Source organism: Mesorhizobium sp. 43Arga, from assembly GCF_053714255.1.
The window spans coordinates 987,947-1,005,512 of record NZ_JBSKBO010000002.1; the positions used below are offsets into that span (position 1 = coordinate 987,947).

The following is a 17,566-nucleotide window of genomic DNA, read 5'->3' on the forward strand; positions in this document are numbered from 1 at the left end:
ATTGAGGAGCCGGCTGCTTTGTGTGCAAGCAAAGGAGCACACTGTCTGGGATGGGCGGCTCAGGCCGCCGTCGGGTAGTCCGTATAGCCCCTGGCATCGCCGCCATAGAACGTCGCCTTGTCGGGAGCGTTCAGTTCGGCATTGTGCTTCAGCCGGCTGACGAGGTCGGGATTGGCGATGAACAGCTTGCCGAACGCGACAAGGTCGGCATAGCCGTCCTCGACAGCCTTTTCGGCCAGTTCCTTGTCATAGCCATTGTTCACCAGCCAGGCGCCGGTGCCGCCGGCCTTGCGATAGGTGGCCTTGAGCTCCGCATAGTCGAACGGTCTGTCGCCCTGGCTGAAGTCGCGCGCGCCGCCGGTCGCGCCTTCGACGATGTGGATATAGGCGAGGCCCCGGCTGCCGAGGCCCGTCACCACGTGATTGAACAGCGGTTGCGGATCGCCATCCGAAGCGTCGTTGGCGGGCGTCACCGGCGACAGCCTGATCCCGGTCCTGCCGGCGCCGACAGCGCCCGTGACCGCGTCGACCACCTCGAACAGGAAGCGCGTCCGGTTTTCGATGGAACCGCCATACTCGTCGCCGCGATGGTTGGTGCCCGAACGCAGGAACTGGTCGATGAGATAGCCGTTGGCGCCATGGATCTCGACGCCGTCGAAACCCGCTACCTCGATCGCCGCCTTGGCGGCGCGGCGGAAATCATCGACGATGCCAGGGAGTTCGGCCGCATCGAGCGCGCGCGGCTCGGAGGTCTCGGCGAACTCTCCACTGCCATCCGGCTTGACCAGGAACGTCTTGGATTTTGCCCTGATCGCCGACGGCGCCACCGGCTTGCCGCTGCCGGGCTGCAAAACATTGTGCGAGATGCGTCCGACATGCCAGAGCTGGACCACGATCTTGCCGCCGCCCTTGTGGACGGCGTCGGTGACGCGCTTCCAGCCGGCAAGCTGATCCGCGCCATAGAGGCCGGGCACGTCGGCATAGCCCTGGCCCTGATGGCTGATGGCGGTGGCCTCCGTCACGATCAGGCCAGCCGTGGCGCGCTGGCTGTAATAGGTGACCGAGAGATCGCTGGGAACCGCATTGGGCGAGCGGTTGCGCGTCAGCGGCGCCATGACGATGCGGTTCGCCAGCGTCAGGTCGCCGGCCCGCAAGGGATCAAAGAGGGTAGTCATGAGAAATGCCTTTCATGCATTCTGGGGGATCGGGGGAGGATCGTCAGAGATCGGACAAGGCGGCCTGAAAGGCGGCGATGGTTTCTTCGTTGCGCTTGTAGAACACCCATTGGCCGACCCGCCGCGTGGTGACTAGGTCGGCCGACGCCAGCGTCGCCAGATGCGCCGAGACGCTGGACTGCGCCAGGCCGCGATGGTCGAACTGGCTGGCGCAGACGCCCATCTCGAGCGGATGCGCCTGCGCGGCGAAGTGCTGTTCAGGCTCCTTCAGCCACGCCAGGACATCGCGTCGAAACGGATGCGCCAGTGCCTTCAATATGATGTCGCGGTCCATCTTCACCTCGCATCGACCTCACCCGATATATAGATCGGGTAGAGCCGATATGGCAGGAAATCCATGCCATTTTTCGGGGTGATCGGAGTACGTTGATCTCTGGACTCAGCACGGAACCGCAAATAGCGCCGCCGGGCGCCAGCCTCTGCAGCGAATGCGCCGCTATCCCGTCACGTGACCGCCAGCACCTTGCCCGTATCGTGCTGGCGCACGAAATCCACATGGCTGCCGTCCCAGTGATAGGAGTAGTGCCGGCCTTGCATCGGCACGGGGATGACGTCGGGCCAGAAGATGCCAATGCATTGCCCGTCCGGCATGCGCACGCTGTTCCAGACAAGCCCGTCGCTGCCCCCTGCCCGCAGCGCCCGCCCCTCCGCCTGCGAGGCGGTGTAGTCGTCGGGGTCGAGCACGCCGGGCACCGCGTTGACGTCATCGAGGTCGCGGTCGACGCTGCCGATCAGCACGCGAAAGTCAGCCGTCCAGCCCGGTTCCTCATTGGTGGCGCGCGTGAAATTCTGGTGATGGTGGATGGTTTCGGCGAGCGCCACATCCTCGCTGTCGCCGGCATAATAGAGGCCGTAGCTGCCATCCGAGAAGCGGCCGGGCCGCAACGTCGAACAATGCACGAAGGGCGCCATGACGAAGCTGGCGCCGGGGCCGGACACCCGCCTTGCGGCCGCGACCTTGCCGAGGTCGCCGATCTCCAGCCGGATCCGCGGGTTGGTCTTCTCCTCGACGGCGGCCAGCGCCTCCCAGTCGCGCGGATCGGCAATGTCCTCGAACAGGTCGATCGGCGGATGGATGGAGCGGATGATGCGAAACGTCTGGGGCCAGTGGACGCGGCGCCGGACCGCGAACCCACTCACCATGCACCACGCTCCGCATCGAGCCATTCGCGCATGGCGGCAAGATCGGAGATTTCGCCGCGCAGCATCAGGTCGAGCGCCGACTGGCCGCCGAAGGTGGCATTGGGCTTGCGGATCCAGGCATAGCCGCGCGCCGGTTCGGTGAAGAGATAGCGCAGGCCCTTGTGGATGCCCATCAGATGCGCCATGCGGGTGCGCAGGTCGCGGTCGATCCGGCCGATGCCGCCTTCCTTCGACCGCGCCCCAGTCTTCCAACGTGCCCAAGTGCGTGCCGACATGCCGCCGAGCAGGATGCAGGCCTCGAGGTCCGTCAGGTTCCACGCCTTGAACAGATTGACCGTGGTGCGCGCCAGCGCGCCGGCCTCTTCCTCCGAAATGGCTGACCCGACCGTGGCCGGTGTGGTGACGATGGATTGAAGTTGCATGTTGCTCACCCTGGTATTGGCAGAGATATAGCATGTATTTGCCAATTGGCAAGGAGTCCAAGGAAAAGCACCACGCAATCGCGCCGTTCAGAACGCGCGACGAGACATAAATGTCAGCGCCGGTAATCAGCTCCATTGCACCTATCCAGGAAGGTCAGCGCGCCGCACAAGCAGCGCGCTGTGTCGTATCCTACTCCGCCGCCTCATACCCCGCGATGCCCTTGATCTCGAGGAAATCCTCGAGCCCGTATTCGGCGTATTCGCGGCCGTTGCCCGACTGCTTGTAGCCGCCGAAGGGCAGGCCGGCGTCCCAGGCCGGGTAGTTGATGTAGACATTGCCGGAGCGCATGCGGGCCGCCACGTCGCGGGCCTTCTGGATGTCCTTGGCCTGGATGTAGGAGGCAAGGCCGTAGACGGTGTCGTTGGCCTGTTCGACGGCCTGTTCGACCGTGTCGTAAGGCAGGATCGCCAACACCGGCCCGAAGATTTCCTCGCGCGCGATGCGCATGTCGTGGGTGACGTCGGCGAACACCGTCGGCCTGACATAGTAGCCGCGGTTGAGTTCGGCCGGGCGGCCGGGCCCGCCGGCGACCAGCGTCGCACCCTCATCGATGCCGGCCTGGATCAGGTCCTGGATCTTGTCGAACTGCACCTGGCTGACCACGGGACCAAGCTTGGTGTTGGCGCCGTCGGCCGGGCCGACCACGAACTTTTCCGCAGCCGCCTTGGCATAACCGGCGGCCTCGTCATGGCGCTCGCGCGGCACGAACATGCGGGTGGGCGCATTGCAGGACTGGCCGCTATTGCCGAAGCAGCCGGCGACGCCCTTGGTGACGGCGCGGGCGAGGTCGACATCCGGGAAAAGGATGTTGGCCGATTTGCCGCCCAGTTCCTGGTGTACGCGCTTGACCGTATCGGCGGCGGCCTTGGCCACCAATATGCCGGCCCGGGTCGAACCGGTGAACGACATCATGTCGACGTCGGGGTGGCTGGACAGCGCCTGGCCGACGCCGGGGCCGTCGCCGTTGACGAGGTTGAACACGCCCTTCGGCACGCCGGCCTCGTCGATGATCTCGGCGAAGATGGTGGCATCGAGCGGCGCGATCTCAGATGGCTTCAGCACCATGGTGCAGCCGGCGGCAAGTGCCGGGCCGACCTTGCAGGTGATCTGGTTGAGCGGCCAGTTCCAGGGCGTGATCAGGCCGACGACGCCGATCGGTTCCTTGACGATCAGCGAGGAACCCTTGACGTGGCGAAACTGGAACGTCTTCAGCGTCTCCGCCATCTTCTCCAGGTGCGCCAGGCCGACGCCAACCTGGCTGTCGAGCGCCATCTGGCGCGGGGCGCCCATCTCGCGCGACACGGCAAGCGCTAGGTCGCTGGAGCGCTTCTTGTAGACCTCGATGACGCGGTTAAGGATGTCGAGGCGCTCCTCCACCGAGGTGAAGCCGAACGTATCGAAGGCGCGCTTGGCGGCGGCCACAGCCTTGTCGACATCGGCCTTGGAGCCGATCGAGATCTGCGCGAAGGCATCCTCATTCGACGGATCGATGACATCGAGCGTGTTCGGCACGACAGGATCGATCCACGCGCCATCGATATAGAACTGCAGATTGTGTGACATGGTTTTCTCCTTGGGGTGCCGCAGGGCCGTTCCGACCGTGATATCCAGCTAGAAATAACGATGCGCGAACCGCGCTGTCAAACGCAACCCCCGAAGTGGTTGAGCCAGCGCGCCAGTGATTGAGCCAGAGGCGTTGGGCCAGCGAACCCAGCCGTTTTCGATGGCATCGGATGAATTACAGCAGCGTGTGCCCCGCCTCACCCAGAAGCCTTCTCGCCGCATCCTGATCCGTTGCCTTCACCAGCAGGTGATCGCCGTCGAAGGTGGACACCAGGAAGATGCCCAGCCCGTTTTCCGACAGTGGCTGGATGACCGACAACACGATGCCGGTCTCGTCGAAAGCAAAGGGTCCCTGCAGTTTGAAGGCGACCCAGTCGCGGTCGTGCTTGACCGTGCCTGGAACACGATCCTGCAGGCACGTGATCGAAAGCTCGTCGTCGGTCCTGGTGATGCTGACGAAGCCCGGCCCGTCCGCCCAGCCGGGAATGCTGTCGCCCGTCCCGAGCCGCGAAATCGCATACGAGCCTGGAAGTTGCCTCAATTTGACCCTGGCAGCCATCGTCGTGTCCATGCCTCCGATTTGCTCGCTATCGCGTCAATTTCTTGCTCATATAGACCGTCTTGCCGCCCATGAACGGCTCCTCCCGGTCGATCGTATAGCCATGCCTTTTGTACAACAACACATTGGCCTCGAAGGCGCCATTGGTCAGCAGGCGCAGTTCCGGGCGGCCCGCTTCGAGCGCCTTGTGCTCGGCCCGCTCGAGCAGCAGCCGGCCGATCCCCCTGCCCTGCGCCTGCGGCGCGACGCAGACATTCTCGATCCACAGATGGTCGTCGGCCAGCATGGTTTCGATCATCCCGACGATCCGGCCGTCCGCGACGGCGAGCTCGAACGGATGCTCGGCAACGGCCTTCCCGTAATCGGCGCGCATCGGCAGCGGCTCTCGGCCGATCACCGGCACCCACTTGGCATAGGCCGCGCGTACAATGTCCCTGATCGCGGTGGCATCAGCGGGTTCGGCCGGCCGAAACCGGATGGAAGAATTTGTCATCACAATGCTCCAGACATGAAAAACCCCGCCGGCGGTGTCGCGGGCGGGGCTGGAAACGAACGAACCGGATCTATCCTGCCGGCCTTTGTCGTCGCGCAATCCGCTTGCCGCTCGGTGCTAAGCAGGGGCGGCATCGCGTAGCGGTGGTGGGCGCGAAGGCGAACATGACGCCAAGCTGGAGCATCAGGCGCGGCGCTGTCAAGATTTCGGGATTGGCCCAGGCCCCCAACTTCGTCATCCTCGGGCGTAGCGGCGTAGCGGCGTTGCGGAGACCCGCGGATGACGAAGCGAGGAGCGCTTCAGCCAATCGCCAAAGGCGACATCGGGCTCGGTGACGCTGTCAGGCAGCTCCCTCGCCTGCTTTCTCGCTGCTGCTCGACGCTGCGCTATCGCGGTTAATCCATCTGGACTGCCGCCGCGGTCGTTCTATCTTCGCGATCAACCATGATCTTCTCCGAAACCCCGGAGCCGTCGCCGTGACAGAAACCGATCTCTACCGAGGCTATATCGACTGCCTCAACAACCAGGATTGGGCACGGCTGCACCGCTTCGTCCATGACGAGGTCCACTACAATGGCGACCGGGTCGGGCTGTCAGGTTACCGCGCCATGCTGGAGCGGGATTTTCGCGAAATCCCGGACCTCTATTTCGATGTCCAGCTGCTGGTGTCCGATCCGCCCTTCATCGCCAGCCGCCTGCAGTTCAACTGCACGCCGAAGGGAACCTTCTTCGGCCTGCCCATCAACGGCCGCAAAGTCTCGTTCAGCGAGAACGTCTTCTATGAATTCCTGAACGACCGGATCAGGAACGTCTGGTCGGTCATCGACAAGGCGGCCATCGAAGCGCAGCTCTGACGCCCAGTTCCCTTCTCCCCGTTCTACGGGGAGAAGGTGCCGGCAGGCGGATGAGGGGCAGCGCCAATGCCGGTCAGTGATTGCCGATCGTTCGTAAAAATCGATCATTCCAACCAAAACAATTCGTTGGAAAGATCATTTCAGGAATGGCATTCCTCCGGCATACCCGCCTGGAGCATTGCATTGTCTTCCCTTACCCACATCGCGAACGATATTCCGAAAAGCCGGATGCCGGCCGATCTGGCCGCTGGCCGCAAGCGGCTCGATTCGGTGTGGAACGGCGTCATTCCTGGCATAGTGCTGGTGGCGATGATCACGGCGGTCGCCTTCTCGGCGCACAATGTCTCGGGCTTTGCCCTGTTCAGCCCGATGATCCTGGCCGTCGTCGCCGGCATGGTCTATTCCAACGTGCTCGGCACGCCGGCGCATGCCAAGGCCGGCATCGCCTTCTCGCAAAAGCGCCTGCTGCGCTTTGCCATCGTGCTGCTCGGTTTCCAGTTGACGCTCGGCCAGGTCGTCTCGATCGGCGGCGTCGGCATTGTCGCAGCGACGCTTGGCGCCACCTTCCTCTTCACCATCACGCTCGGCAGGTTGATCGGCGTCGACCGCAAGCTGGCGCAGCTGATTGCCGCCGGCACCTCGATCTGCGGCGCCTCCGCCATTGTCGCCACCAACATCGTCACCGATGCGCGTGACGAGGACGTCACCTATGCCGTCGCCTCGATCACACTGTTCGGCACCGTCGCCATGCTCGGCTTCCCGCTGCTTGCGCCCGTGCTCGGCCTCGACCAGCATGCTTTCGGCCTGTGGGCCGGCGCCTCCATCCACGAGGTGGCGCAGGTCATCGGCGCCGGCTTCCAGAACGGCAACCAGTCCGGCGAGATCGCCACCGTGGCCAAGCTGACGCGCGTTGCCATGCTGGCGCCGATGGTCATCGCGCTCGGCCTGATGGCACGCCGCAACACCAGCCGCGACCAATCGGCGGCACGGCCGCCCATGCCGTGGTTCGTCGCCGCCTTCGTTGCCGTCGTCGCGCTGAACAGCCTGGTCACCGTGCCCGCCGAGGTGAAGTCGGCCATGGCGCTTGCCACCACCATCATGCTGACCATGGGGCTCGCCGCCATGGGCCTGCAGGCCGACATTTCGCAGCTGCGCTCGCGCGGCCTGCGCCCGCTGGCGCTCGCCTTCTCGGCTTTTCTGTTCATCGGCAGCTTCAGCCTGATTCTGGTGAAGTTCGCTTAAGGCTCGGGGTTAGCGCTCCACGCCGTCTGCGCCGAGCGGTCCTCAATCGCGCTTAAGCACGCATGATGGCGTGGGCCGGTCGCGCGACGAGATTCACGCGCAGCTGATCGAGATGGCAGCGATGGCATTCGATCGCGCGCTGAAAGCGGGGCCGTAGGCCTGCAGGGCAGCGCTCTACGGCGCCCCCCTCTGTCCTGCCGGACATCTCCCCCACGAGGGGGGAGATCGGATGTCACGATGGCTTTCGCCAATCTCCAACGCCGCAGGATTGAGCGAAGCGCCGAAGCTGCCAATCTCCCCACCCGTGGGGGAGATGTCCGGTAGGACAGAGGGGGCGCCGTAGAACTCGACGTCGACACCTATCTCAACGGCGACCGCTCAGTCCTCAAACGAACTCGCCGCCGCATAGATCGCCGCGAGAGCCTCGATGCCGGCCTGGTCGGCCTTGTCGAAGCGGCCGGGCAGCGGGCTGTCGAGATCGAGCGCGCCGAAGACGCCCTCGTCGTCTTCCAGAAGCACCACCAGCTCGGAGCGTGAATTGGCATCGCAGGCGATGTGGCCGGGAAAATCATGCACGTCCTTGATCAGCATCGAGGTGCCGAGTTCAACCGCCGTTCCGCAGACACCCTTGCCGACCGCGATGCGCACGCAGGCCGGCTTGCCCTGGAACGGACCCAGCACCAGCTCCTCGTCCGAGGCCAGGAAATAGAAGCCGGCCCAGTTGAGGTCCGGCACCATCTGGAAGATCAGCGCGGCGGTATTGGCGGCATTGGCGATCGAGTCGCTCTCGCCGTCGAGCAGCGCTTTCAGCTGAGCGGCGAGGTCGCTGTAGAACGCGGTCTTGTCCGAGGTGTCGATGGCCTTGGCGGCAAACATGGCTTGTCTCCGTGTCCAGAATCGCGGTTGCGTTTCCGCAAGCTCTCTGCACCAAACGACCACCGGCCGATACTAGCTTGAATTCCAGTCGCTGGGAAAGTCGCAAGAAGATGCCCTGTCCGGCACTCGGCAGCACGGCATCAAACCGTGCTGCCTTGATCAAGAAGGCAAGTCCATCAGCCGGCGGGTTTGTACGCACCGGCAGCCTTTTTGGCGGCCGCGAGCACCGCCTTCATGTCGAGCTCTTCCAGTACAACCATCTCGGTCAGCGAGCCGCTCGCTCGCACCGCAAGGGACATGCCAATCCCCGCTGACTGGTCCGGCACCTCGCCATTGACAACGACGTCATAGATGCCGCGCGTGAACATCACGCTGCTCACCTTGCCGCCAACGCTTTCAAAAAGCGCCTTGATCGCAGCCTGCCTGTCCGAGCCTTGCATCAACCCTTTGGCGGCGTGAGGCGCATAGTTTGCCAAGATTGTCACTTTCATGGGTATTTCCTCCAAATGTCATTGTCTCGTGCAGCTCCATAATTCGAGCGGCACGGAGTGATTTATTTTTTCGGAACAATTGCAGGCGCCCTTGGACGCGTGGCGGCCAAGGGCCCGCTGCCGGCCAAATATGCGCTGAAGCTAATATAATGACAATACCGGACACGCCGATGCTGCCGGCAGGCAGGTGTCTGGCTGGACCACGCTCGGCCAACGCAATCGAGCTCGCGCCGTCGACGCGCGATGTGGTGCTGAACGGCCAGCAGCGTCGCGGCGCACCCCTACATCGGGGGCTTGGGCTCGCCCTTTTGTGGCGTTGCCGTGTCGGAATCCGATTTCTTGTGCTTGTCGGCGGCAATCCTGCGAATGCGGTCGAAGCGGCCTTCCTCGATGGTTTCGGTCGTGACGACCGTCTGTGGCTTCTGCGCGAACACGATCATGGATCGGTCTCCTGAGCTAGAGGCCTGCGCGCCGGGAGAGACCCCCGGCGATAATGTCCGGCTGCGAGAACCGGCGTGGATGGTCAGCCCAGGCTGAAAGGTGGCTCCTATGAACCGCCCTCCAGGCCGGCTGAATCCTTAGTAGCCGCCCATGCCGCCGGCGCCAGCGGCAGGCGCGGCATCCTTGGCCGGTATATCCGTGATCATCGCCTCGGCGGTGATCAGAAGTGCTGCGATCGAGCCGGCGTCCTGCAGCGCGGTGCGCACCACTTTCGCCGGGTCGACGATGCCGGCCTTGATCATGTCGACATAGGTCTCGTTCTGGGCGTCAAAGCCCTGATTGTGATCCTTGCTGTCGGCGAGCTTGCCGACGACGATGGAGCCTTCGACGCCGGAATTCTCTGCGATCTGGCGGATCGGCGCTTCGAGGGCCCTGAGCACGATCGAAATGCCGGCGGTGACATCGGCATTGGCGCCGTTGAGGCCCGATAACGCCGACCGGGCGCGCAGCAGGGCCACGCCGCCGCCGGGCACGATGCCTTCCTCGACCGCCGCGCGCGTCGCGTTCAGCGCGTCGTCGATACGGTCCTTCTTTTCCTTGACTTCCGACTCGGTGGCGCCGCCGACGCGGATGACGGCAACGCCGCCCGACAGCTTGGCCAGCCGCTCCTGCAGCTTCTCCTTGTCATAGTCGGAGGTCGTCTCCTCGATCTGGCCCTTGATCTGCGCAACGCGCGCCTGGATGGTCGCCTTGGTGCCGGCGCCGTCGACGATCGTGGTGGTGTCCTTCTCGATCAGCACGCGCTTGGCGCGGCCGAGCATTTCGATGGTGACGTTTTCGAGCTTGATGCCGAGATCCTCGGAGATCATCTGGCCGGATGTCAGCACCGCAATGTCTTCTAGCATCGCCTTGCGGCGATCGCCGAAGCCCGGGGCCTTGACGGCCGCGACCTGGAGGCCGCCGCGCAATTTGTTGACGACCAGCGTGGCGAGCGCCTCGCCCTCGACGTCTTCCGAAATGATCAGCAGCGGCCTGCCGCTCTGCACCACCGCTTCGAGGATCGGCAGCATCGCCTGCAGATTGCCGAGCTTCTTCTCGTGGATGAGCACATACGGCTCTTCCAGCTCGGCACGCATCTTGTCGGCATTGGTGACGAAATAGGGCGAGAGGTAGCCGCGGTCGAACTGCATGCCCTCGACGACATCGAGTTCGGTTTCGGCGGTCTTGGCTTCCTCGACGGTGATGACGCCGTCATTGCCGACCTTGTCCATCGCCTTGGCGATCATCTCGCCGACGGTCGCGTCGCCATTGGCGGCGATGGTGCCGACCTGCGTGATCTCGGCCGACGACTTGACCTTCTTTGCCTTGGCCTTGATCTCGACGACGACGGCGGCGACCGCCTGGTCAATGCCGCGCTTGAGGTCCATCGGGTTCATGCCGGCGGCAACCAGCTTGGCGCCCTCGCGCAGGATCGAGGCGGCCAGCACGGTCGCGGTGGTGGTGCCGTCGCCGGCAAGGTCGTTGGTCTTCGAGGCCACCTCGCGCACCATCTGCGCGCCCATATTCTCGAACTTGTCGGCAAGCTCGATTTCCTTGGCCACCGCCACGCCGTCCTTGGTTATGCGCGGCGCGCCATAGGCCTTGTCGATGACAACGTTGCGGCCCTTGGGGCCGAGCGTGACCTTCACGGCATTGGTGAGGATCTCGACGCCGCGCAGCATGCGGTCGCGCGCGTCGGTGGCGAATTTGATTTCCTTGGCGGACATATTTTTATCCCCTTCGAATTTGGAGTGGACGAACCCCGCGCGGAAGGCGCAGCGCTCCAGTCAGGCGGCCTTCTTGGCCTCGACGCTCTTCTCGATGACGCCAGTCTCGCTCTTCTCGATAACGCCCATAATGTCGGCTTCCTTCATGATCAGCAGGTCCTCGCCATCGATCTTGACTTCGGTGCCTGACCATTTGCCGAACAGGATCAGGTCGCCGGCCCTGACGTCGAGCGGCACGAGCGCGCCGTTTTCGTCGCGTGCGCCGGGACCGACGGCGATGACTTCACCTTCCCCGGGCTTTTCCTTGGCATTGTCTGGAATGATGATGCCGCCCTTGGATTTTGTGTCGCCTTCGGCGCGCCGGATGACAACGCGGTCGTGGAGTGGCCGAAACTTCATGAGAACTACTTTCTGGGGCCGGCTTTGGCGACCGCGCCCTTCCTATAGGCGCTTTGGCACTCGATGGATAGGAGTGCCAAAAATTATTCGCGGGGCAATTGAATATTGAAAAGTATTATTTCGGCTTGCCGTTTCGTGATATCGGAAGGCGGTCAAATAATTCAAAAAATTGAATTTTGCCCGTCGAATGCCTATTTATCGGACAAGTTCATTTTCACGATTCCAGCACCAAGGAGATTTACGCGATGGCCGACGGCAATCAGACGATCATGGAAAAAGCTGAAGCCCGCTTCGTCGACAAGCAGAAGAAGACGGCGGAGCGCAACAAGGCAACCGCCGAGTACATGTCCGAGGCGCGGGCCAGGGAGATCAAGACCGCAAGGTTGAGGGAGTTGCGGCTGGCCAAGGAAGAGGCAGACCGCGTCGCCGAAGCCCTGAACCCGACGCCGAAGAAGAAGCGGGTGACCAAGAAGGCCGCCGCTACGGAGGCAAAAACATGAGCCTGACCTTCCCCAACCGCAGCCGCAGTTATGACGAAGCCGGCAAGCGCATTCGTTTCGTCGGCCATGACGGCATGTTCCAGATTTCCTTCTCGGTCGCCGCGGATGCCATGACCAGGATGCAGCCGGCGACCGCGGCCAACGAGGCCGGCTACCTCGCTACATTCGACACCGAGAGCAGCGCCATCCGCGACGTGGCGTCGAAGGCTTACGACCGCACGCACAAGAGCATGTATGTGCTGACCGCAGACGACTTCGGCTGATCAGCCGAGGTCCATGTCCTCGATCATCGCCCGTATCTTCGCGGCTTTTTCGAAATGGTCGAGGCGGTGCGTCCTGATCCACCATTCCGCTGCTTCCATCAGCAGTTCGGGGTCGTCATTCCTATTGGCGAAAAACGCGTAGAACGACAGGCCGACGGCAGGTCCTTTCTCGGAAATCCTGCGGTCGCAGACCTCCAGTATCTTTTGCCTCAGGCTCGCTCTCACGGGAATCCTCTTGGTTTGGTGCTGCGGGGTCTTGGCCCTGGGCCGGCGGCCGCCGTGCCCAGGGAACCGCGCAAACCCCGGCTGCGACAAGAGGTCGGGCACAGGGTCTCGGCTGTATGATTTTTTGGAGGCCTCGCCTCGGGATCGAACCGAGGCTTCAGAGATTTGCAGTCTCCAGCGTAGCCGCTCCGCCACGAGGCCATTGCAGTCGACCTAACGGGGAAATGCTTGCGGAAAAGTTAAGCCCGACGGCTGTTCTGTCGGCACTTCGCGAAATGTCGCCTGGCGTCGTTGCTGGCACCGCTGTTCGGCAGGCACTGCGCCACCGAAACCCAAAAGGAACGAGCGGTGCCATGGGGGCTGAAACGCCGATCTGCGCGGGCAAGCCACGGCCTGACGGGTGATGCAGAACACCAACTCTCAGCCTTAACTCGTTGTTTTCGAGAAATTCAGACCAGAAGGCCTTTCCCGCTTTCCTGAAAGCGTCCAGCCCTCACGCCGCGGCGCTGCGGCCTTTCGCCGGCCTCGACCTTGAAGATGCGGTACGTGTTGCGCCCCAGGCCTTGCCGCCTCAGGCCTTTCTCCTCCGGGCCGACGGATCCCCAAACCACTTTTCCCCCTTGAACGATGCTCCAAACTGGCCTAGCCTTGACTTGAGAAAAGGTTTTTCCAACAGTTCCGATCAGGCTCGGCCATTGGCCGGGCCTTGTTCTGGCCAGTAAGAGAAAACCTTTTCCCAACTAAGGATTCTCGATGGCATCGGACGATCAGCCTGTTCCGGTTTTCCCCAAGCCCGTCACCTTGCGTGACGTGGCGGCGCGGGCCGGCGTCAGCGTTGCCACTGCCTCGAAGGCACTCAACGACCAGGGGCGGATGACCGCCGAAACGCGCAAGCGCATCCGCGAGACGGCGCGCAGCCTGGGCTTCCGGCCCAACAGCCTGGCGCAGAGCCTGCTCAGGCGCCGCTCCTTCACCGTCGGCTTGCTCACCAACGATACTTATGGCCGCTTCTCGCTGCCGCTGATGTCCGGCATTTCGGACGCGCTGGTCGACAATGGCGTCTCGGTGTTCCTGTGCAATGTCGAGGAGGATCCGCGGCTGGGCCAGCTGCATGTCGAGGCCATGCTCGACAAGCGCGTCGACGGCATCATCGCCACCGGCAAGCGCATCGACCGCCATCTGCCCGTCGACCTCGCCAATCTGCGCATCCCGGTGATCTATGCTTTCACCCAGCCCGATCCAGACGCCGTCGCCTTCGTCTCGGACGATGCCGGCGGCGCGCGGCTGGCGGTCGAACATTTCTGCCGGCTCGGACGCCGGCGCATCGCCCATGTCAGCGGACCGGCGAGCTTTGCCGTGGTGCATGCCCGCGCCCAGGCCTATCGCGACGTGCTCGCCGAAAACGGCCTGCCGGTCACCGAGCCGCTGCTCGGCGCCTGGTCGGAAGCCTGGGGACATGAAGCGGTGGCGCAATTGTTCGACGGCAAAAGCCAACGCCCCGACGCCGTCTTTTGCGGCAACGACCAGATCGCGCGCGGCGTCATCGATGCCCTGCGCGAGCGCGGCCTCGACGTTCCCGGCGATGTCGGCGTCATCGGTTTCGACAATTGGGAGATCGTCGCCGAAGCCACGCGCCCGCCGCTGACCTCGGTCGACATGAACCTGGTCGCGCTCGGGCGCGAGGCCGGGCTGACCCTGCTTTCCCTGGTCGGCGGTCAGCCCGCCGCGCCGGGCATTCGAAAACTGCCGTGCCGGCTGGTGGTGCGGCGTTCCTGCGGCCATCCGCTGGATGGCTGAAACGACGCGCCGCGTGATCGGCGCCAAGCCGCGGATAGCGGCCAACCCTGGAGGAGGAGAAGATGAGGAACGTGATTGCCAAACTGGCGCTGGCCGCTGCCGTACTGGGCGGCGGGCTCGGCACTGCCGCCGCCGACACCGCCAACATCTGGGTGCGCGCCGACGGCTCGAACTTCATGCCGCGCATCGTCGACGCCTACAACAAGGCGCACAAGGACCAGATCAAGCTCGACATCATCCCCAATGCCGAGATCATCCCGAAATATGGCGCGGCCGCAGCCGGCGGCACGGCGCCCGACGCGCTGTCGCTCGACCTGATCTACACGCCCTCCTTCGCCGCCGCCGGCCAGCTGGAGGACATCACCGACTGGGCCAAGTCCCTGCCCTATTTCGCCAGCCTGTCGCCGGCGCATGTCAAGACCGGCACCTACAAGGACCACATTTACGGCCTGCCCTTCTCGGCCGACGCCTCGGTGCTGATCTGGAACAAGAAGCTGTTCAAGCAGGCCGGCCTCGACCCTGAAAAAGGCCCCGCCAACTGGGCCGAGATCGCCGCCGATGCGGAGAAGGTCAACGCGCTTGGCGGCAACATCAAGGGCTTCTACTTCTCCGGCAATTGCGGCGGCTGCAACATCTTCACCTTCACACCGCTGATCTGGGCCTCGGGCGGCGATATCCTCAGTGAAGACGGCTCCAAGGCGACACTGGACAGCCCGCAATTGCGCGGCGCCATCGATCTCTACCGCTCGATGGTCAAGAAGGACCTGGTGCCGGCAGGCGCGCAGACCGATACCGGCGCCAATTTCTTCGCCGCCTTTGCCGCCGGCAATATCGGCATCTCGCCCTCCGGCGCCTTCGCCATCGGCGCGCTCAACACCCAGTATCCCAATGTCGACTATGGCATCACCTTCCTGCCGGGCAAGGATGGCGGCTGGTCGTCCTTTGCCGGCGGCGACAATTTCGTCGTCACCAAGGGCACCAAGAAGCTTGCGGTGGTGAAGGAGTTCCTGGATTTCGCCTATTCGCTGGAAGGCCAGACCATCCTCGCCAAATATGGCAGCCTGCCGGTGCGCGGCGACATCGCCAAGGACGCGCTGAAGGATCTCGACCCGCGCTACCAGGTCGCCGCCGAGGCCATGGCCAAGGGCAAGACGCCCTATTCGGTGGTGTTCAACGACCTGATCAACTCGGCCAACGGCCCGTGGACGCAGATGATCAACGAGGTCTTCTTCGGCGACGATGTCGATGGCGCCATCGCCAATGCGCAGGAGACCATGCAGTCGATCATCGACCAGGCGCCGCAGAAGTAGCGGCGACCTGCCGGCCGCCCGCCTCTCTCCCTGGGCGGGTGGCCGGCGTACACCTTACCCTCCCCACAAGGGGGAGGTAGGGCGGCCAACTGGATCCGACGCAAGAACAGGCAAGGCATGACCACCATCACAGCCACAACCACCGCCCCGCCCCGCGCCCGAAAACTCGTCGGCGCCGGGCGGCGGCAATGGATCGGCCTCATCTATGTCGCGCCGGCGGTGGCGCTGGTCATGGTGTTCTTCGTCATCCCGCTCGGCATGACGGCGTGGATGTCGCTGCACAACTGGCCGCTGATGGGCGAGCACGCCTTCATCGGCCTCGAAAATTACTGGGCGATCCTGCGCGACACCAGGTTCTGGAATGCGCTCAAATTCACCGGCTACTACACGGTGGTCGTCACCATCGCGATCTTTGCCGTCGCCTTTCCCCTGGCGATCTTCATCGAAAAGCCGCGGCCGCTGACCAACCTCTACCGCACCTTCTTCTTCATGCCGGCGGTGGTTGGTTTCGCTTCGGCGAGCCTGCTTTGGTCATGGCTGCTCAATGTCGATTCCGGCCTGTTCAGCCCGGCCGCCTACGACCTCGGCCTGATCGACAGGAAGTTCAACCTGCTCGCCACCTTCCAGCCGGCCTTCTGGTCGATCATCGCCATGGTGGTGTGGAAGGTTGCCGGCTTCACCATGATCATCCTGATGACGGGCCTGCAATCGATCCCGCAGGATCTGCAGGAGGCCGCGGTGATCGACGGCGCCGGGCCGTTCGCGCGCTTCCGGGCGATCACCTTGCCGCTGATGCGCCGCACGCTGGCGCTGGCGCTGATCCTGTCGGTCGCCGGCTCCATCCTCGCCTTCGACCAGTTCTACATCATCCTGCGTGGCGGCCCGCGCAACCAGACGCTGACGGCGGTCTACTGGATCTTCAACCAGTCCTTCGTGTCGTTCAAGCTCGGCTATGGCGCAGCACTCTCGATGGTACTGCTGGTCATCCTGGTGGCGCTCAGCCTCATCCAGCTCTGGCTGCTGCGCAAGCCCGAGGGGCTCGACTGATGGCGCAGGCGATTTCAGCCAGGGGCAAGCTCGCCGCGCGCCTGGCCAGGCATTCCACCGGCATCATTGCCTCGCTGCTGTTCCTGGCGCCGATCGTGTGGACGGCGCTGTCGGCCTTCAAGCCGGCGGCCGAAGCGCGCCTGCCGCCGTTGCCGCCCTGGCCGACCACAGGCGTCTCTCTGGAAAACTATGCCACGCTCAACTCCTTCGGCGACGGGCTCTGGGTTGCGGCGCAAAACAGTATCTATGTGTCGGCGATGACCGTCCTGCTGTCGGTCATCGTCAGCGTGTTGGCCGGCTACGGCTTTTCGCGGTTCCGCTTTCCCTTCAAGGACCTGTTCTTCGTCCTCATCCTGTCGACGATCATGATCCCGTTCCAGTCGATCCTGACGCCGATCTTCCTGGTGCTGACCAGGCTTGGCCTGCACAACACGCTGACCGGCCTGGTCGGCGTCTATGTGACGCTGCAATTGCCGTTCTCGATCTTCATGATGCGCAACGCCTTCGACGCCGTGCCGCGCGAGATCGAGGAGGCCGCGCGCATGGACGGCGCCGGCAACGCCACCATGCTTTTGAAGGTGATGCTGCCGCTGGTCTGGCCTGGTGTCGTCACCATCGCGCTGTTCGCCTTTCTCGGCGCCTGGAACGAATTCCTCGCCGCGCTGGTGCTGATGACCGACCAGTCCAAATTCACGCTGCCGGTGATGATGACGGCACTGCAGTCGGGCCGCTTCGGCGCCATTGACTGGGGCGCCGTGCAGGCGGGCGTCACGGTGATGATGGTGCCGTGCCTGATCCTGTTCCTCGCTTTGCAGCGCTTCTACATCCGCGGCCTGATGGCCGGGGCCGTCAAGTAATCGCCCGACGGCCGAGGCCGTC

At 63.8% G+C, this 17,566-nt stretch carries 21 protein-coding genes and 1 tRNA gene; 8 read left to right on the forward strand and 14 right to left on the reverse strand.

All coding sequences use genetic code 11. The annotated features are described in order from the left end of the window. Window positions 1–59: 59 nt before the first annotated feature. From ACWGS8_RS11315 to ACWGS8_RS11345, 7 genes are all read right to left on the reverse strand, one after another. Complete coding sequence (locus ACWGS8_RS11315) at window positions 60–1,175, reverse strand: alkene reductase (protein WP_454581001.1); 1,116 nt, start codon at window positions 1,173–1,175, stop codon at window positions 60–62. 43 nt (window positions 1,176–1,218) lie between these two features. Beyond that, window positions 1,219–1,509 carry an ArsR/SmtB family transcription factor gene (locus ACWGS8_RS11320; protein ID WP_032931173.1) on the reverse strand — a complete coding sequence of 97 codons (291 nt, stop codon included), beginning with the start codon at window positions 1,507–1,509 and terminating at the stop codon, window positions 1,219–1,221. Between the two features lie 170 nt (window positions 1,510–1,679). After that, a complete protein-coding gene (locus tag ACWGS8_RS11325) occupies window positions 1,680–2,378 on the reverse strand; it encodes an RES family NAD+ phosphorylase (protein WP_454581002.1) in 699 nt (232 codons plus the stop codon). Further along, window positions 2,372–2,800, reverse strand: coding sequence for an MbcA/ParS/Xre antitoxin family protein (locus ACWGS8_RS11330; RefSeq protein WP_454581003.1), 429 nt, complete (start codon window positions 2,798–2,800; stop codon window positions 2,372–2,374). Before ACWGS8_RS11330 ends, ACWGS8_RS11325 begins: the two co-directional genes overlap by 7 nt. Before the next feature lie 190 nt (window positions 2,801–2,990). After that, window positions 2,991–4,424, reverse strand: a complete 1,434-nt coding sequence (locus ACWGS8_RS11335) for an aldehyde dehydrogenase family protein (protein WP_454581004.1) — start codon at window positions 4,422–4,424, stop codon at window positions 2,991–2,993. 175 nt (window positions 4,425–4,599) lie between these two features. Further along, the gene (locus tag ACWGS8_RS11340) at window positions 4,600–4,983 is read right to left on the reverse strand and encodes an ACT domain-containing protein (protein ID WP_454581005.1); all 384 of its coding nucleotides are present in this window, start codon (window positions 4,981–4,983) and stop codon (window positions 4,600–4,602) included. 28 nt (window positions 4,984–5,011) lie between these two features. Then, on the reverse strand, window positions 5,012–5,479 hold the full coding sequence (locus ACWGS8_RS11345; protein ID WP_454581270.1) for an N-acetyltransferase family protein: 468 nt from the start codon (window positions 5,477–5,479) through the stop codon (window positions 5,012–5,014). Between the two features lie 473 nt (window positions 5,480–5,952). Between ACWGS8_RS11345 and ACWGS8_RS11350 the strand changes: the two genes are divergently transcribed. After that, complete coding sequence (locus ACWGS8_RS11350; protein ID WP_454581006.1) at window positions 5,953–6,330, forward strand: ester cyclase; 378 nt, start codon at window positions 5,953–5,955, stop codon at window positions 6,328–6,330. A 228-nt stretch (window positions 6,331–6,558) separates the two neighbouring features. Next, entirely contained in the window at window positions 6,559–7,572 is a 1,014-nt protein-coding gene (locus ACWGS8_RS11355) for a YeiH family protein (RefSeq protein WP_454581007.1), read from the forward strand. A gap of 378 nt (window positions 7,573–7,950) precedes the next feature. On the opposite strand, the gene ACWGS8_RS11360 is transcribed toward ACWGS8_RS11355, so the two are convergent. The 5 genes from ACWGS8_RS11360 to ACWGS8_RS11380 form a co-directional block, all read right to left on the reverse strand. Continuing rightward, on the reverse strand, window positions 7,951–8,448 hold the full coding sequence (locus ACWGS8_RS11360; RefSeq protein WP_454581008.1) for a GAF domain-containing protein: 498 nt from the start codon (window positions 8,446–8,448) through the stop codon (window positions 7,951–7,953). A 176-nt stretch (window positions 8,449–8,624) separates the two neighbouring features. Further along, window positions 8,625–8,933 (reverse strand): GYD domain-containing protein, encoded by a 309-nt coding sequence (locus ACWGS8_RS11365; RefSeq protein ID WP_454581271.1) that lies wholly within the window; start codon window positions 8,931–8,933, stop codon window positions 8,625–8,627. Between the two features lie 287 nt (window positions 8,934–9,220). Next, on the reverse strand, window positions 9,221–9,379 hold the full coding sequence (locus ACWGS8_RS11370; protein WP_454581009.1) for a hypothetical protein: 159 nt from the start codon (window positions 9,377–9,379) through the stop codon (window positions 9,221–9,223). 138 nt (window positions 9,380–9,517) lie between these two features. Further along, window positions 9,518–11,146, reverse strand: coding sequence for a chaperonin GroEL (groL, locus tag ACWGS8_RS11375; RefSeq protein WP_454581010.1), 1,629 nt, complete (start codon window positions 11,144–11,146; stop codon window positions 9,518–9,520). A gap of 60 nt (window positions 11,147–11,206) precedes the next feature. Next, window positions 11,207–11,545, reverse strand: a complete 339-nt coding sequence (locus ACWGS8_RS11380; protein WP_454581011.1) for a co-chaperone GroES — start codon at window positions 11,543–11,545, stop codon at window positions 11,207–11,209. A gap of 245 nt (window positions 11,546–11,790) precedes the next feature. Between ACWGS8_RS11380 and ACWGS8_RS11385 the strand changes: the two genes are divergently transcribed. Together ACWGS8_RS11385 and ACWGS8_RS11390 are read left to right on the forward strand one after the other, a co-directional pair. Then, complete coding sequence (locus ACWGS8_RS11385) at window positions 11,791–12,045, forward strand: hypothetical protein (RefSeq protein WP_454581012.1); 255 nt, start codon at window positions 11,791–11,793, stop codon at window positions 12,043–12,045. Next, window positions 12,042–12,308, forward strand: a complete 267-nt coding sequence (locus tag ACWGS8_RS11390) for a DUF1488 domain-containing protein (protein ID WP_454581013.1) — start codon at window positions 12,042–12,044, stop codon at window positions 12,306–12,308. Before ACWGS8_RS11385 ends, ACWGS8_RS11390 begins: the two co-directional genes overlap by 4 nt. Here the strand turns inward: ACWGS8_RS11390 and ACWGS8_RS11395 are convergent, their stop codons facing one another. After that, a complete protein-coding gene (locus ACWGS8_RS11395; RefSeq protein WP_454581014.1) occupies window positions 12,309–12,533 on the reverse strand; it encodes a DUF6500 family protein in 225 nt (74 codons plus the stop codon). It lies immediately after the preceding gene. 125 nt (window positions 12,534–12,658) lie between these two features. After that, window positions 12,659–12,734: transfer RNA gene (locus ACWGS8_RS11400), tRNA-Cys, on the reverse strand. A gap of 552 nt (window positions 12,735–13,286) precedes the next feature. On the opposite strand from ACWGS8_RS11400, the gene ACWGS8_RS11405 reads away from it, so the two are divergent. The 4 genes from ACWGS8_RS11405 to ACWGS8_RS11420 all read left to right on the forward strand — a co-directional run bounded on the left by ACWGS8_RS11405 (window position 13,287) and on the right by ACWGS8_RS11420 (window position 17,544). Then, the gene (locus tag ACWGS8_RS11405; RefSeq protein ID WP_454581015.1) at window positions 13,287–14,330 is read left to right on the forward strand and encodes a LacI family DNA-binding transcriptional regulator; all 1,044 of its coding nucleotides are present in this window, start codon (window positions 13,287–13,289) and stop codon (window positions 14,328–14,330) included. Between the two features lie 62 nt (window positions 14,331–14,392). Further along, window positions 14,393–15,640 (forward strand): ABC transporter substrate-binding protein, encoded by a 1,248-nt coding sequence (locus tag ACWGS8_RS11410; RefSeq protein ID WP_454581016.1) that lies wholly within the window; start codon window positions 14,393–14,395, stop codon window positions 15,638–15,640. Between the two features lie 117 nt (window positions 15,641–15,757). After that, entirely contained in the window at window positions 15,758–16,687 is a 930-nt protein-coding gene (locus ACWGS8_RS11415) for a carbohydrate ABC transporter permease (RefSeq protein WP_454581017.1), read from the forward strand. Beyond that, the gene (locus ACWGS8_RS11420) at window positions 16,687–17,544 is read left to right on the forward strand and encodes a carbohydrate ABC transporter permease (RefSeq protein WP_454581018.1); all 858 of its coding nucleotides are present in this window, start codon (window positions 16,687–16,689) and stop codon (window positions 17,542–17,544) included. Before ACWGS8_RS11415 ends, ACWGS8_RS11420 begins: the two co-directional genes overlap by 1 nt. The last annotated feature ends 22 nt before the right edge of the window (window positions 17,545–17,566 follow it).